This window comes from Ruegeria sp. SAZA006, from assembly GCF_059613465.1.
On record NZ_JBXWSO010000004.1, the window covers coordinates 713,481 to 727,710 of the forward strand.

Sequence of the window (14,230 nt, forward strand, 5' to 3'; positions counted from 1 at the left end):
TTCACGTTACTGCCTGATTTTTCATCTGGAATATCTCTGCGCGTCACTCCATACTCGCGCGGAGGGAGCGCGTTGGTCCGCAGCGCGTAAGCAAGAACAACGGCGAGATAACAAAATATGGCTTCGGACAGACAGAATCTTCAGGATGCCTTCCTGAACAATGTACGGAAAGCAAAGGTTCCCGTTACAATTTTCCTAATCAACGGCGTGAAATTGCAGGGTGTCATCACTTGGTTCGACAATTTCTGCGTATTGTTGCGCCGCGACGGACAGTCGCAGCTTGTCTACAAGCACGCGATCTCGACCATCATGCCGTCGCAGCCGATCAACCTGTATGAGGGCGAAGACGCCTCTTGATGGAACATGACCGGAGGCGCACCCGGGCTTGGGTGCTGCATCCCGATATCAAGTCAGATGACCAGCGCCGCGACCCCGTTCCGGCGCTGGAAGAGGCGGTGGCACTGGCTGCCGCCTTGCCCGATCTGGATGTGATCGGGTCCGAGATCGTGCGCCTGCCGCGGGCGCAGCCCGGCCTGCTGTTCGGCAGCGGCAAGATCGAGGAACTGGGCGCGCGTTTTGCGGAAAACGAGATCGAGCTGGTTCTGATCGACGGGCCGGTCACCCCGGTTCAGCAGCGCAACCTGGAAAAGGCGTGGAAGGTCAAGATCCTCGACCGGACGGGGCTGATTCTGGAAATCTTCTCGGACCGCGCCCGCACGCGCGAGGGTGTGCTGCAGGTCGAGATGGCCGCGCTGAGCTATCAGCGGACGCGGCTGGTGCGAGCCTGGACCCACCTGGAACGTCAGCGCGGTGGGCTGGGCTTTGTCGGCGGACCGGGGGAAACCCAGATCGAGGCCGACCGGCGTGCGATCGACGATCAACTGGTGCGCTTGCGTCGCCAGTTGCAGAAGGTCGTGAAGACACGGACGCTCCACCGGGCCGCGCGGGCCAAGGTGCCGTATCCGATCGTGGCGCTGGTCGGCTATACCAACGCGGGCAAATCCACGCTGTTCAATCGCCTGACCGGGGCTGAAGTCATGGCCAAGGACATGCTGTTTGCCACGCTGGACCCGACCATGCGCCGGATCGAACTGCCCGACGGACCCGAGGTGATCCTGTCAGACACGGTGGGTTTCATCTCGAACCTGCCGACCGAACTGGTCGCGGCCTTCCGCGCCACGCTCGAAGAGGTTCTGGCCGCCGACCTGATCGTGCATGTGCGCGACATCAGCCATGCCGAGACCGAAGAGCAGGCCGAGGATGTGCGCACGATCATGGCCTCGCTGGGTGTGGACGATACCCGCCCTCAGCTTGAAGTCTGGAACAAGATCGATCTGCTGTCCGATGAGGACCGCGATGCCGTGCAGGCCCGGGCCGAGCGCGATCCGGCGGTGTTCCCGATATCGGCCGTGACCGGCGAGGGGATCGACCCGCTGCTGACCGAGATCGCCACGATCCTGCAGGGTGTGCGCCGGGAAGAGGTTTTGAAGCTGGGCTTTGCCGACGGCGACAAACGCGCCTGGCTGTTCCGGCAGGACGTGGTGCGCGGCGAAAAACAGACCGAGGACGGGTTCGAGATCACCGTTCTGTGGACCGACAAGCAGGCCAATCAGTTCGCGGGCCTCTGACGATCAGGCCCCGTCGATCTGGCGCTGATGGTCGTCGGCATCAAACCAGCCCAACGACGACTGTATTTTGTACTCCGCGTCCAGCTCCCATTCTTCCCAGCCGCGTGTGGTGACTGCATTCCCGGTCTTTGCATGGTGCCCTTCAAGGGTCCAGACGAAAATGGCGTGGGGACCGGCCCATCGCAGCATATCGCAGCGCACTTCAAGATCGGGAAAGTCGGTATGAAACCCGCGCGCCATTTCCGCGATGGCCGCCCGCCCGACGATGGGCTCGCCGCGATTGATCGTGATCTGCCCGTTCGACGTAAAGAAGTCGGCCACGGCATTGGCGTCACCCGAGCTCCAGGCGATAGCATAGTCGCGGGCAAGATTGTTCAGGGTATCGCGCAAACTGGCCATGATTTTCCCCCTCGCGCTGCGGTCCGGGCGCTCCGGAATGGTAGGCCAAGCCACGGGGCCACGTCCACGGGGCGACAAAAAAGGGGCGGGGGTCCGCCGAAACCCCGCCTATTGCGGCATCAGGCGGGTGGTCCCGACGGCGGCGGCGCGCGCCAGATCTAGATCCAGCGACATGGGAATGTACTCACCCCGGCGCCACAGTTGCGCCTGATCGTCATAGTAGCGCGACAGGAAGTGGCCCGATTGCCCGGTGGCCGTGATGAAGACCGAGCTGTCGGGGTCGGCAAAGTCATAAACCCCACGATAGCCCGCGCCGTGCACGTTCTGGAACGGGTCCGGCCCTTCGCCCGAGGTGCGTCCGCGCTGCAGGGTGTTGTCGCCGCCGCTGGTCGATTGGCGGATGTTAACAAAATAGCGCAGCACCGGAACCTCGCCCAGCACCGGGTGATCATGGGTGGCCTGGTGGGCATCGCCCCAACGTAGGGATTCCAGTTGGCTGCCATAGCGCTCGGAAATCCAGACCAGTGCATCGTCAAGGGCCAGCCGGGCCATGTCGGTGCAGCTTTCCACCGGTGCGCTCTGCCGGACGTCGCACCAGGTCGAGGCCCCGTCGATGTCGCGAAAGACGCGTTCGATGAACAAGGGCTCGACATGCTTGAATTCCTTGGCCAGCGGCCCGAGGTCATCGGCGATCAGTCGTTTTTGCAGCGCGCGGACCCAGGCCGCATAGATCAGCGGCTCGGGCAGGTGCTCGTTCATCTCGCCGTTCCATTCGGCCAGCAGGGTCAAGGCGATCTGGCGCTGGCGTTCGGTGGTGCCTTCGGGCGCGGCCTCGCCGGTAAACCACAGGTCGGCCCCGATCAACGGTAGCAGTGACCGTGCGGTGAAGCTGACCGTGTCCAGTTGTGCCTCGATGAAGCTGTCGCGGGTGTGCACCTCGCGCGATTGCATCAGGAATTCCCAGCGGTGGACGCGCTGCGTATCGCCCCATTCATAGGACACATGCAGGGGGAAGGGCCGGTCGATGATCTTGTTGTTGGTGTTGCCCAGTACGCCGCCGGCCGGAGCCACGAATTCGGGGTTGTCGGAATAGGGCAGACGACCCTGCCAACGGTTGGCAGCGATCCAGCCCGGGGTCGGGATGCGCCCACGGCTCTGGTTGTTGAGGTCGCGGCTGGGCATTGCGCCGATGAGTTTCATGCCGACGGTCGTCTTGTCGACCACCGACAGGTTTTGCGACGGCGCGATGAACAGCTCGGCGGCTTCAATCGCTTCACGCACGGTATCCGCGTTCATCAGCGCCATCGACGCGCTGATCGAGGTGTCGCGCGGACTGAGCGCCGTCCAGGACAGCGAGGCGACATGCCCCGGCGGTGTGATGGTTTCCAAGTTGAAATGGGTGCCTGGCAGGACGGGGCCGTTCTCGGTCCAGCGCAGGGTCAGGGTGATTGGGGGGGCGTCCTTGATCTCGATGATTGAAGGGCGCGACTTGAAGGATTTGAAGCCTTCGGGCGTCAGATATTCCTCGGGGTTGTCGGGATTCACTCTTTCGATATGCACGTCCTGATCGTCCAGATAGGACGAGGTCAGGCCCCATCCCAGCCGGTCACTACGGCCGGACATAACCGCCGGAATGCCGGGGATGGTGGCGCCGATCACGCCGCCCTTGGCCAGTTCAAGCCTTGCCAGATACCAGATCCCCGGCGCAGTCAGGCCCAGATGCGGATCGTTTGCCAACAGGGTTCCTCCGGTGGCCGAGCGCGACGGAGCGGCAGACCATGCATTCGAGGCACCCGCCAACCCGTGCTGCGGGACCGGGTTCAGCCATGAGGCCGCGGGTTCCGAATTGGCGGCATAGCGGGGCAGGTTGGGAAACAGCGCCGCATATTCGGGCAGCGCTGCAATGCCCGCGCCAGGCACGTCCGGCAGAATATCTGACAGCCGCCGCGGATCGTTCAGCATCAACGAGGTGCGCGCCCGCAGCACTTCGTCCTGCAAATGCCCGGATAGCTGAACCGCCATCAGCTTGATCATGGCTATGCTGTCACCCGGTTGCCAAGGAGCAACCGGTGCGTTGAACAAGAACATTTCGGGCGCGCCGCGGCCCAGGGCGTTTTCGTTGATTTCGTCCAGCCGCGCATTGACACCGGCGGCATAGGCGCGAAGAGCGGCCTTTGTGTAATCGTCCTGAACCTCGAAGGACTGATGCGCCAGCCCGTATAGATCCAGCCGACGCATGAGTTTGTCGATATGCACGGTCCGCTGGCCAAAAACCTCGGACAGGCGTCCCTGCACGGTCCGGCGCATGACCGTCATCTGCCACAACCGGTCCTGGGCATGCGCATAGCCCAGACCGAAGAACACGTCGGGGTCGGTCTGCCCCAGGATGTGAGGCACGTTGGCTGTGTCGCGCACGATCTCGACCGGGGCATTCAGGCCTTTGACCTGCAGCGTTTGGTCGTAGTCAGGCAGCGACTGGCTGGCCAGGAAATACACCAGACCGATCGCCGCGAGGGTCAGCAGGACCAGACCCGAGGCGATACGCATCAACCAGCGAAAGACGACACCCATCAGCAGCGCACCATTTGAATTTGCAGATCAGGCGAAGGTTAATTCATGGCTCTGGCGACCGAAAGAGGCCGCGCCGCGGAATCTGCGTCTGAAACGAAAAACTCCGCTACGGCATTGGCCAGTGACGGAGTTTTCCTGAGGGGGGTCAGGGGGTCAGGGAATAATGCGCGTGTATTTGATGCCTTCGACCGTCGCGCCCAATTGCAGCCCAGCCTGACCGAAGACCGCCGCCAGCACGGGTTTGCGCAGGGTGGTCAGGTCGGTCGACAACTGGTCCGCCTGGTCGCTGACGACATATCCAATGTCCGCGCCGGCGGTCCATCCGCTTGAGCGGCGGAAATCGTTCAGGGCGTCCTCGGTCATGAAGAATAGGACATGGGCGTATTGCTGGGCGCCAATCTGCAGCCCCGCAGTGCCTTTGACAGCCGAGTAGTAGTCGACCGTGGCGCCATTGATGCGCAATGCGCCTTTTCCGTAGCCACCGCCAAAGACGAAGCCCGCCTCGGTGATCAGCGGCATGACCAGCATCCCGTTGGCCTTGTTGGCGATTTCCTGGGTATTCGGGTAGCGGGTATACATCTCGGTCAGCGTGGCATCGACGCGGGCATCGATCGTTGCCGCGTTCGAGTTTCCGACGCCGTTGCCGCAGGCGGCGGTCAGGGTCAGTCCGGCCATGCCAAAGGCAAAGCCGCGACGGCTCAGTCGTGGTGTGTTGGAACTGCTCATGTTTGTTTTTCTCTGTCTATGTGCCTGAAAAGCCGGGTGGTCCCGGTCTTGTGTGCAAGAATACGCCGAGCCGCCTCGGGTGTCACGGGAAAACCGGCAGACCAAGGCCGGCCGATCGGCGAAAAATCGCGGAGTCCTGTAGGATTAACCTTGCAACAGCCGAGCGACCTGCGGCGCAAAATAAGTCAGGATGCCGTCACAGCCCGCACGTTTGAAGGCCAGCAGGCTTTCCACCATCACCTTTTCACCGTCGATCCATCCGTTCTGCGCGGCGGCCTGGATCATCGCGTATTCACCCGACACCTGATAGGCATAGGTGGGTGCGCCGAACGTGTCCTTGACCCTCCGGCAGATGTCCAGATAGGGCATACCGGGCTTGATCATCACCATGTCAGCCCCCTCGGTCAGGTCACGCTGGATCAGGCGCAACGCCTCGTTCGAGTTGGCCGGGTCCATCTGATACGTCTTCTTGTCACCGGTCAGCGCGCCTGATGCCCCCACCGCGTCGCGAAAGGGTCCGTAGAAGGCGCTGGCATATTTCGCGGCATAGCTGAGGATCATGACGTCGCGATGGCCGGCGGCCTCGAGCGCCTGGCGCATCGCGCCGATCCGGCCGTCCATCATGTCGGATGGGCCGATGATGTCGGCTCCGGCCTCGGCCTGGGCCAGCGTCATCTTGACCAGCGCCTCGACCGTTTCGTCATTCACGATCTTGCCGTCCACCACGTATCCGTCATGGCCGTTGATGTTGTAGGGGTCCAGCGCGACGTCGGTCATCACCGCGATTTCGGGCGCGGCCTGCTTGATCGCGCGGATGGCGCGGTTCGAAAGGTTGTCGGGGTTCCACGCCTCGGCGCAATCCTGCGTCTTGAGGCTGGGATCGGTGTAAGGAAACAGGCAGATCGCCGGGATGCCCATCGCCTGCGCCTCGGTTGCGGCCTTGGCGATCAGATCGACCGAGCGGCGCACCACGCCGGGCATCGAGGGCACGGGCTCTTCGATGCCCTCGCCGTCGCGCACGAAGACAGGCCAGATCAGGTCATCAACGGTCAGGGTGTTCTCGCGCACCAGACCCCGGATCGCCTCGGACTGGCGGGCGCGACGAAAGCGGCCGTGGGGGTAGGGGGCGATTGTCGGTTTCATGGCGCGTTCTCCTTGAACATTCGCGCATTGGGTGGCATGAATTTGCGCAGGTCTCAAGGGTACCAATAGCCGCGCCGTTGCGATAGAACCGCCTGAGAATTTTGAATTAAAGGACCGAGTTTGGACTGGTACTCCTCGATTTTCGAACTCATCGACATGCGCAGCTTTTCGAATCTGTGGTACTGGATCGCGCTTGCGGTGCTGTGGTCGACAGCCAGCCATTGGGTGATGGGGGTTCCGTATGACCTGGTCGTGCGCGCCCGCCGCGTCGGTGGGCAGGCCGAGACCGACCTTTTGGACATCGTGCGGATCAACACCAACCGCATCCTCTACATTGCCGACGTTTCGGGGGTCGTGATCCTTGCGCTGTGCTGTTTCCTGTTCGCGGGGCTGGCGACACTTGGGTTTTACTATCAGGTCGAGTTCGCCCAGGCCGTGTTCCTGCTGTTGTTCCCGATGGTTCTTGTCGGCGCAAACAGCCTGCGGGTGGCCCGGAACCTGCGGCGGCAGGAGTTGACGATTGAAGCTGTGTCCAAGGCGCTGCATCGGTGCCGGCTGGCGACGCAGGTCATCGGTATGTTTGCGATACTGGTCACTTCGATGTGGGGCATGTATCAGAACCTTTCGATAGGCGTTCTGGGATAGCAAATTCGGAAAGGCGGCGTGATGAAGGCTCCGAACCACGTGATAGTCGGCGGCGCCCCCGAGGGGTATGACGCGCAACTTGTGCTGAACGAAGTCGCCCGCTCGGGCGGGCCGGTTCTGCATGTGGCGCGCGACGACAAACGTGCCGAGGCGATGCGCGCCGCGCTGCGTTTCTTTGCGCCCGACATGCCGGTGATCCTGTTCCCCGGTTGGGATTGCCTGCCTTATGACCGGGTGTCGCCCAACCCCGACATTGCGGCGGCGCGGGTGGCGACCCTGGCGGCGCTGGTGCATCAGATGCCCGAGCGCTTTGTTCTGCTGACCACGCTGAACGCCGCCACCCAACGCGTGCCGGCGCGCGACGTGCTGCGGCAGGCGGCGTTCACCGCACGGGTCGGCCAGCGCATCGACGAGGCCGCGCTGCGCGATTTTCTGGTACGCATGGGGTTCAGCCAAAGCCCCACGGTGATGGAACCTGGCGACTATGCCGTGCGCGGCGGGATCATCGACATCTTCCCGCCGGGCGAGGCAGGGCCGGTGCGGCTGGACCTGTTCGGTGACGTGCTCGACGGCGCGCGCCGGTTCGATCCGGCCACCCAGCGCACTACCGAAAAACTTGATCTGGTCGAACTGGCCCCGGTCTCCGAGGTGATACTGGACGAGGCCGCCATCACCCGGTTCCGTCAGAACTATCGCATCGAATTCGGTGCGGCCGGCACGGATGATCCGCTGTACGAGGCGGTCAGCGCCGGGCGCAAGCATCAGGGCATGGAGCACTGGCTGCCCCTGTTCCATGAAAAGCTGGAAACGCTGTTCGACTATCTGCCGGAGGCGACGATCACGCTGGACGATCAGGTCACGCCCGCGCGTCTGGCCCGGTGGGACAGCATCGCCGATCAATACGAAACCCGGCGCCTCGCGCTCGAGAACCGTTCGCGGATGGATTCGGTTTATAAACCCACGCCGCCGGGTCTGCTGTACCTGGATGACGACACCTGGACCCGAGCTGTGGCGCAGCGGCGGGTGCTGCAATTCAGCCCTCTGCCGCAGGCCAGCGGCCCCGGGGTGATCGACGCGGGCGGTCGGATCGGGCGCAACTTTGCCCCTGAGCGCCAGCAGGAAAGCATTAGTCTGTTCGGCGCGCTGGCCAGCCACATCAAGGACAAGCTGGAGAAGGGGCCGGTTCTGGTCGCCTCGTATTCCGAGGGCGCGCGCGAACGCCTGACCGGGTTGATCGAGGATGAGGGGCTGGCCGAGGCAATTCCCGTGACCGACGGCTCGCGCATCGGCAAACGCGGCCTGCACCTGGCGGTCTGGGCGCTGGAGCATGGGTTCGAGACGCCCGACATGACGGTGATCTCGGAGCAGGACGTGCTGGGCGACCGGCTGATCCGCCAGCCCAAGAAACGCCGCAAGGCCGAGAATTTCCTGACCGAGACACAGTCGCTCAGCCCCGGCGATCTGGTCGTGCATGTCGATCACGGCATCGGCCGCTATATGGGCATGGAGGTCGTGACCGCCCTGGGCGCCGCGCATGAATGCCTGCTGCTGGAATATGCCGAAGGCGCCAAGCTGTACCTTCCGGTCGAAAACATCGAACTGCTGTCGAAATACGGGCACGAGGAAGGCCTGCTCGACAAGCTGGGCGGTGGTGCGTGGCAGGCCAAGAAGGCCAAGCTCAAGGAACGCATTCGCGAGATGGCCGACCGGCTGATCCGCATCGCCGCCGAACGCGCTTTGCGCAAGGCCCCGATCATGGACCCGCCGCCCCACGCTTGGGAGGAGTTCAGCGCCCGCTTTCCTTATCAAGAGACCGAGGATCAACTGCGTGCCATCGCTGACGTAATGGAGGACCTGCACTCGGGCACGCCGATGGATCGCCTGATCTGCGGCGACGTGGGGTTCGGCAAGACCGAGGTCGCCATGCGCGCGGCCTTCGTTGCGGCCATGTCCGGCCTGCAGGTGGCGGTGATTGCGCCCACAACGCTGCTGGCGCGCCAGCACGCCGCCAGCTTCAAGGACCGGTTCCGGGGCTTCCCGCTGGAAGTCCGACAATTGTCGCGTTTCGTCTCGGCCAAAGAGGCGCAGCAGACCCGGGAGGGGCTGGCAAAGGGCACGATCGATATCGTGATCGGCACTCATGCTCTGTTGGCCAAGGGCATCCGGTTCCATAACCTCGGGCTGCTGATCATCGACGAAGAGCAACATTTCGGTGTGGCCCACAAGGAGCGGCTGAAGCAGCTGCGCTCGGACGTACATGTGTTGACGCTGACCGCAACTCCGATCCCGCGCACGCTGCAACTGAGCCTGACTGGCGTGCGCGACCTGTCGATCATCGGAACACCGCCCGTCGATCGCCTGGCAATCCGCACCTATGTCAGCGAGTTCGACGCAGTCACCATCCGCGAGGCACTGCTGCGCGAGCATTATCGCGGCGGGCAGAGTTTCTATGTGGTCCCGCGCATCTCGGACCTGCCCGAGATCGAGGAATTCCTGAAAGATCAGCTGCCCGAATTGACCCATGTGGTGGCCCACGGCCAGATGGCTGCTGGTGAGCTGGACGACCGGATGAATGCCTTCTATGACGGCAAGTATGACATCCTGCTGGCCACCACGATCGTGGAAAGCGGTTTGGACATTCCCACCGCGAACACGATGGTCGTTCACCGGGCCGACATGTTCGGGCTGGCGCAGCTCTATCAGATCCGGGGCCGGGTGGGGCGGTCCAAGACCCGCGCCTACGCCTATCTGACCACCAAGCCGCGCGCGCGGTTGACGCCGGCCGCCGAAAAGCGGCTGCGGGTTCTGGGCTCGCTCGATACGCTGGGGGCCGGGTTCACGCTGGCGAGCCAGGACCTGGACATTCGCGGCGCGGGCAACCTGCTGGGCGAGGAACAGTCGGGCCAGATGCGCGACGTGGGGTATGAACTCTACCAATCGATGCTGGAAGAGGCGATTGCCAAGATCAAGGCCGGCGAGATGGAGGGTCTGAGCGAAGCCGACGACCAGTGGGCGCCGCAGATCAACCTGGGCGTTCCGGTGCTGATCCCCGAAGACTATGTGCCCGATCTGGACGTGCGGCTGGGCCTCTATCGCCGTCTGTCGTCGCTGTCGACCAAGGTCGAACTGGAGGGCTTTGCCGCCGAGTTGATCGACCGGTTTGGCCCGCTGCCGAAAGAGGTGAACACGCTGCTGTTGGTGGTGCGGATCAAGGCGATGTGCAAACGCGCGGGCATTGCCAAGCTGGACGGCGGACCCAAAGGGGCCACGATCCAGTTCCACAATGACAAGTTCGCCTCACCGCAAGGTTTGGTCGAGTTCATCCAGAACCAGCGCGGGCTGGCCAAGGTCAAGGACAACAAGATCGTGGTGCGGCGCGACTGGAAGAAGGACAGCGACAAGATCAAGGGCGCCTTTGCCATTGCCCGCGAGCTGGCCGAGAAGGTGGCGGCCGAGAAAAAGAAGAAGGCCAGCGCCTGAGGGCGCGGCCTAGTCTCCGGCGACGAATGTACACAGCTGCCAGTCACCGCTGTCCGACTTCACGAAGGCCGCGCGATAGCCGACCATCGACCACAGGAAATCGGAATAGATATAGCCGCGCGTTCCGTCGGTCAGGATGACGCCCTGATAGTCAGCCTCTTCCAGATAGTCCGGCACGATCACCACCTCGTGGCTGATCAGGTCCAGAATGGGCGCGCCGCGGTTGGGGGCCTGGCGCAGGGTGACATCCCGGCCGGTCACGAAATAGGCGGTGAACGGGTCTAGCGCCGCCGGCAGGGTGATGCGCCACTGGTGCGGCATCCAGAATTCGCCATCCTCGTCGAAATAGCCGGGCTGGGCCAGCGTGGTCTCGAGGTCGCGCCAGTAGTCCTCGCGGATGGTGGCGGCGTGGCGGCGATCGGACTCGGGCAGGGTCTCGGGATCGACCGTCAGGTTGGCGCGGAACGTCTCGGGGCCGTCCGGGTCGCCGTGGCTGGTATAGATTTCGGGGCAGGTGGCGGCCATCACGCCCTCGAGGTCGCGGGCGGCGACCTTGGCGCGCAGGTCCGTGCGAAAGGCTTCCAGCGCCGGGTTCTGGCTGGCCTCGTCCACAGGCGGAAAGGTCTGGCGGTCGGCCCAGGCGGGCCCGCAGAACAGCGCGATCAGCGCAGCGTTCAACAGTTTCATTCAGCGGCTCTCATCGCGGCCTGTGCGCAGAAGCACGAGGCGCCGACGCTGCGGTCGGCCCGCGCCAGGGCCAGGTCAAGTCGTTGTCGGATCAGCTGCAATTCCTCTACCGCGCCGCGCGCCTTGAGGCAATCGTGCAAGCCCTTGAGGCTCCAGACATTGTCGGGATGGATCGAGGCGCGGCTGAGGATGCCGCCCAGACCCAGATCCTCGCGATAGACGGCTTCGGCCTCGGCCACGTGGCCCTGTTCGAACAGCAGCGCCCCCAGCGCGTGGCGAGTGGGCTGCATCCAGCCCCAGGGCTCGTCATAGGGCAGATTGTCGTCCAGTTCGACCGAACGGCGCAGATGGGCGAAGGCCGTGTCGAAATTGCCTTTGCGGTACTCGATCTCGCCCCGCAGCATCTCGCGCGCGATCTCCAGCAGGTCGATTACGCGGTTGTTGTGCAGCAGACGGCTTTCGGGCACGCGGTCCTTGGCGGCGAGGAACAGCAGTTCCTCGGCCTCGGCCTCGGCTACGTCACCTGTGGCGGCATGGGCGATGGCGCGGGCGTAGTGCGTGGTGGCCGTCACCGTCAGATAAAGGTCGGGATCGGGGGGCAGGGGCAGAGCCTTGGCTTCTTCCCACCGGCCAAAGCGGATCAGGATATGCGGCCCCATGGCCATGTAGCTTTCGAAGTAATCCGCCATGGGCGGGCTTTCGATGCGCAGCATTTCCTCGGGCGTGGTGTCCCACAGGCCCTTGTTGGCGCGTAGGGCGGGCTCCATCTGACCCAGGAACAACGCGCCATAGATGACGAAGTGGTAATTGTGCTGGCGATAGCCGGTATAGATGTTGAAAGCGCCTTCGCGCTGGTAGTATTTCAGATCGGCAGTGACCGCCTGTTCGTTCCAGTGGACGACGTTCTGGTAGTGCCCGCACAGCACGTCGATATGGGTCGGCATGTGCACCAGATGCCCGGCATCCGGCACCAGCTTGCGCAGTACGTCACCGGCCTTCAGCGCCTTTTCCGGCGTGGGCGACATCTCCATCAGATGCACATAGAGGTGCAGCAGGCCCGGATGCGACATCGCCGCCGGATCATTGGCCATGGCCCATTCCAACGCCTCCTGCGCTTCCAGCGTGGCGGCGCCCTCGGCGGGCTGGCCTGTCCTCAGGTCCCACATCTGCCAAGGGGTCAGGTTCAGCAGCGACTCGACATAGATGGTGCGCAAGTCTAGGTGGTCGGGCTGGGCCGCGAAAGCGGCGCGCATCGCGTCGGCGAAGTCGTGGTCCCAGCGGTGCATGTCGGGCGCCGGATCACGCTGGGGATAGCGGGCAGGCAGGGCGCGGATCAGTTCGCGTTCGACCGGCGTGCAGCGATCCAGCAAGGCCAGTGCGCACTGGGTTGCGTCATAGGCGCAGTTCAGGGCCTTGGCCTTAGCGCGGTCGTCCAGCAGATCCCAGGGCAGGTTGTAGTTGGACCCGGCGGCATAGGCCACGCCCCAATGGGCCATGGCGCAGTCGGGGTCATGCCCCAGCGCGCGCTGGAAACACACGACCGCCTCTTCATGGTTGTAGCCGTAGGTCCAGACAAGGCCCCGGTCGAACCACAGCTGCGCCTGATCCGAGGACGTGGTGACGGGGCAGCTATGCGTGCCCAGATCGTAATAGTCGCTCATGCCGAACTCTCCCTGACTGGGGCGAGCCTAGCGCAGTTCAGGTGCGCTGCACAGGTCAGGCGGGAACACGGTCTTCGATCCGGCCCATGTGGACCATCAGCCCGAAGGCCAGCACGCACATGGTCAGGATGCCGATGGTCAACGGCCCCAGCGTGCCGTCGAACAGCAGCCCCACCGGCGCGGCGATCGCGGCGGCCAGCACGGTCGAGATCGACCCGATGACCGAGGCCGCCATGCCGGCGATATGGCCCATCGGCTCCATCGCGATGGCGTTCAGGTTACCCATGGTAACGCCGGCCATGAAAAAGACCGTGGTTTGCCAGAACACGAACAGCGCAAACGAGGCCTGCGGCGACAGGTTCGACATGTTGAGGGCAATCACCAACGAGGTGATCAGGATTTGTCCGGCCAGCGCCCAGGTCACCATTCGGCGCATCCCCACGCGCACCACGACGGCCGCGTTCAGCAAGCTGGCCGAGCCGGACATCAGCGCCACGAATCCGAACCAGAAGGGGAAGCTGTCGGCGCGGTCGTGGATCACATCATAGATCGGCTGCACCATGGTCAGCATGGTGAACAGCATGCCCATGCACAGGGTCTGGACAAAGATCGACAGGCGCACAGTGGGGTGGGCAAACATCTCTTTCACCGCACCGACCATCAGCGGCAGGCGGAACGGGCGGCGGTTTTCCGGCGCAAGCGACTCCGGCAGTCGGAACCCCATCCAGACAATGATCACCAGCGCGAACAGGATGAACGACATGAACACACCGCGCCAACCGGCGAAGGCAATCACGGCGGCTCCGGCCATGGGCGCGATGGCGGGCACCAGGGTGAAGATCATCATCGCGATGGACACGATCCGCGCCATTTCCCGGCCCGAGAACAGATCGCGGATGATCGCCATGGCGACCACGCGGGGCCCGGCGGCCCCCAGCCCCTGAACCACCCGGGCGGCCAGAACCAACTCGAGCGACGAACTGGCCCAGGCCACGGCCGATGCCAGAATATAGACGGCTGCTCCGGCAAAGATCACCGGCCTGCGTCCGACCGCATCCGAGATCGGGCCGGTGAAGAACGTGCCGATCCCCATTCCCAGAACAAAGCTGGTCAGGATCAACTGCGCCCGGTTCACGTCATCAGGGCTGAGCTGCGCGCCGATCTCGGGCAGGGCAGGCAGCATTGAATCAATCGAAAATGCGATGGTGGCAAACATCATCGCGATCAGCGCGATGAATTCGGCCTTGGAAATACGGTCAGCCATGCGGGGACTCCTTGCCCTAACGCGCT

General features: G+C 63.6%; 11 protein-coding genes. 4 read left to right on the forward strand and 7 right to left on the reverse strand.

Annotation, left to right across the window (positions count from 1 at the left end):
- Window positions 1-117 precede the first annotated feature (117 nt).
- On the forward strand, window positions 118-357 hold the full coding sequence (hfq, locus tag AC2FNZ_RS06280) for an RNA chaperone Hfq (RefSeq protein ID WP_005982826.1): 240 nt from the start codon (window positions 118-120) through the stop codon (window positions 355-357).
- Complete coding sequence (gene hflX / locus AC2FNZ_RS06285; RefSeq protein WP_170366094.1) at window positions 357-1,628, forward strand: GTPase HflX; 1,272 nt, start codon at window positions 357-359, stop codon at window positions 1,626-1,628. The genes hfq and hflX overlap by 1 nt, the downstream gene beginning before the upstream one ends.
- A 3-nt stretch (window positions 1,629-1,631) precedes the next feature.
- Here the strand turns inward: hflX and AC2FNZ_RS06290 are convergent, their stop codons facing one another.
- From AC2FNZ_RS06290 to hemB, 4 genes are all read right to left on the reverse strand, one after another.
- On the reverse strand, window positions 1,632-2,027 hold the full coding sequence (locus tag AC2FNZ_RS06290) for a nuclear transport factor 2 family protein (protein ID WP_170366093.1): 396 nt from the start codon (window positions 2,025-2,027) through the stop codon (window positions 1,632-1,634).
- Window positions 2,028-2,135: 108 nt separating this feature from the next.
- The gene (locus AC2FNZ_RS06295; RefSeq protein ID WP_496839888.1) at window positions 2,136-4,598 is read right to left on the reverse strand and encodes a penicillin acylase family protein; all 2,463 of its coding nucleotides are present in this window, start codon (window positions 4,596-4,598) and stop codon (window positions 2,136-2,138) included.
- Between the two features lie 153 nt (window positions 4,599-4,751).
- On the reverse strand, window positions 4,752-5,324 hold the full coding sequence (locus tag AC2FNZ_RS06300; RefSeq protein WP_093962230.1) for a lipid-binding SYLF domain-containing protein: 573 nt from the start codon (window positions 5,322-5,324) through the stop codon (window positions 4,752-4,754).
- A gap of 144 nt (window positions 5,325-5,468) precedes the next feature.
- A complete protein-coding gene (gene hemB, locus AC2FNZ_RS06305) occupies window positions 5,469-6,467 on the reverse strand; it encodes a porphobilinogen synthase (protein WP_496839889.1) in 999 nt (332 codons plus the stop codon).
- A 120-nt stretch (window positions 6,468-6,587) separates the two neighbouring features.
- Here hemB and AC2FNZ_RS06310 point away from each other — a divergent pair, with 120 nt between their 5' ends.
- Together AC2FNZ_RS06310 and mfd are read left to right on the forward strand one after the other, a co-directional pair.
- Window positions 6,588-7,112, forward strand: a complete 525-nt coding sequence (locus tag AC2FNZ_RS06310) for a component of SufBCD complex (protein WP_170338895.1) — start codon at window positions 6,588-6,590, stop codon at window positions 7,110-7,112.
- A 21-nt stretch (window positions 7,113-7,133) separates the two neighbouring features.
- Window positions 7,134-10,592: a transcription-repair coupling factor gene (mfd, locus tag AC2FNZ_RS06315; RefSeq protein ID WP_496839890.1), complete on the forward strand. Its 3,459-nt coding sequence runs from the start codon at window positions 7,134-7,136 to the stop codon at window positions 10,590-10,592.
- A 9-nt stretch (window positions 10,593-10,601) separates the two neighbouring features.
- On the opposite strand, the gene AC2FNZ_RS06320 is transcribed toward mfd, so the two are convergent.
- The 3 genes from AC2FNZ_RS06320 to AC2FNZ_RS06330 are packed head-to-tail and all read right to left on the reverse strand — an operon-like array spanning window position 10,602 to window position 14,204.
- On the reverse strand, window positions 10,602-11,279 hold the full coding sequence (locus AC2FNZ_RS06320; protein WP_496839891.1) for an SH3 domain-containing protein: 678 nt from the start codon (window positions 11,277-11,279) through the stop codon (window positions 10,602-10,604).
- A complete protein-coding gene (locus AC2FNZ_RS06325) occupies window positions 11,276-12,940 on the reverse strand; it encodes a tetratricopeptide repeat protein (protein WP_496839892.1) in 1,665 nt (554 codons plus the stop codon). The genes AC2FNZ_RS06320 and AC2FNZ_RS06325 overlap by 4 nt, the downstream gene beginning before the upstream one ends.
- 55 nt (window positions 12,941-12,995) lie before the next feature.
- Window positions 12,996-14,204, reverse strand: a complete 1,209-nt coding sequence (locus AC2FNZ_RS06330) for a multidrug effflux MFS transporter (RefSeq protein WP_093962224.1) — start codon at window positions 14,202-14,204, stop codon at window positions 12,996-12,998.
- Window positions 14,205-14,230 lie beyond the last annotated feature (26 nt).

What these genes read in the sequence shown, in the direction of transcription:
- AC2FNZ_RS06325 (WP_496839892.1), bottom strand. Translation starts at nt 12,940, where the DNA reads ATGAGCGACTATTACGATCTGGGCACGCATAGCTGCCCCGTCACCACG.
- AC2FNZ_RS06290 (WP_170366093.1), bottom strand. Translation starts at nt 2,027, where the DNA reads ATGGCCAGTTTGCGCGATACCCTGAACAATCTTGCCCGCGACTATGCT.
- AC2FNZ_RS06320 (WP_496839891.1), bottom strand. Translation starts at nt 11,279, where the DNA reads ATGAAACTGTTGAACGCTGCGCTGATCGCGCTGTTCTGCGGGCCCGCC.
- hfq (WP_005982826.1), top strand. Translation starts at nt 118, where the DNA reads ATGGCTTCGGACAGACAGAATCTTCAGGATGCCTTCCTGAACAATGTA.
- hemB (WP_496839889.1), bottom strand. Translation starts at nt 6,467, where the DNA reads ATGAAACCGACAATCGCCCCCTACCCCCACGGCCGCTTTCGTCGCGCC.
- AC2FNZ_RS06300 (WP_093962230.1), bottom strand. Translation starts at nt 5,324, where the DNA reads ATGAGCAGTTCCAACACACCACGACTGAGCCGTCGCGGCTTTGCCTTT.
- hflX (WP_170366094.1), top strand. Translation starts at nt 357, where the DNA reads ATGGAACATGACCGGAGGCGCACCCGGGCTTGGGTGCTGCATCCCGAT.
- AC2FNZ_RS06295 (WP_496839888.1), bottom strand. Translation starts at nt 4,598, where the DNA reads ATGGGTGTCGTCTTTCGCTGGTTGATGCGTATCGCCTCGGGTCTGGTC.
- mfd (WP_496839890.1), top strand. Translation starts at nt 7,134, where the DNA reads ATGAAGGCTCCGAACCACGTGATAGTCGGCGGCGCCCCCGAGGGGTAT.
- AC2FNZ_RS06330 (WP_093962224.1), bottom strand. Translation starts at nt 14,204, where the DNA reads ATGGCTGACCGTATTTCCAAGGCCGAATTCATCGCGCTGATCGCGATG.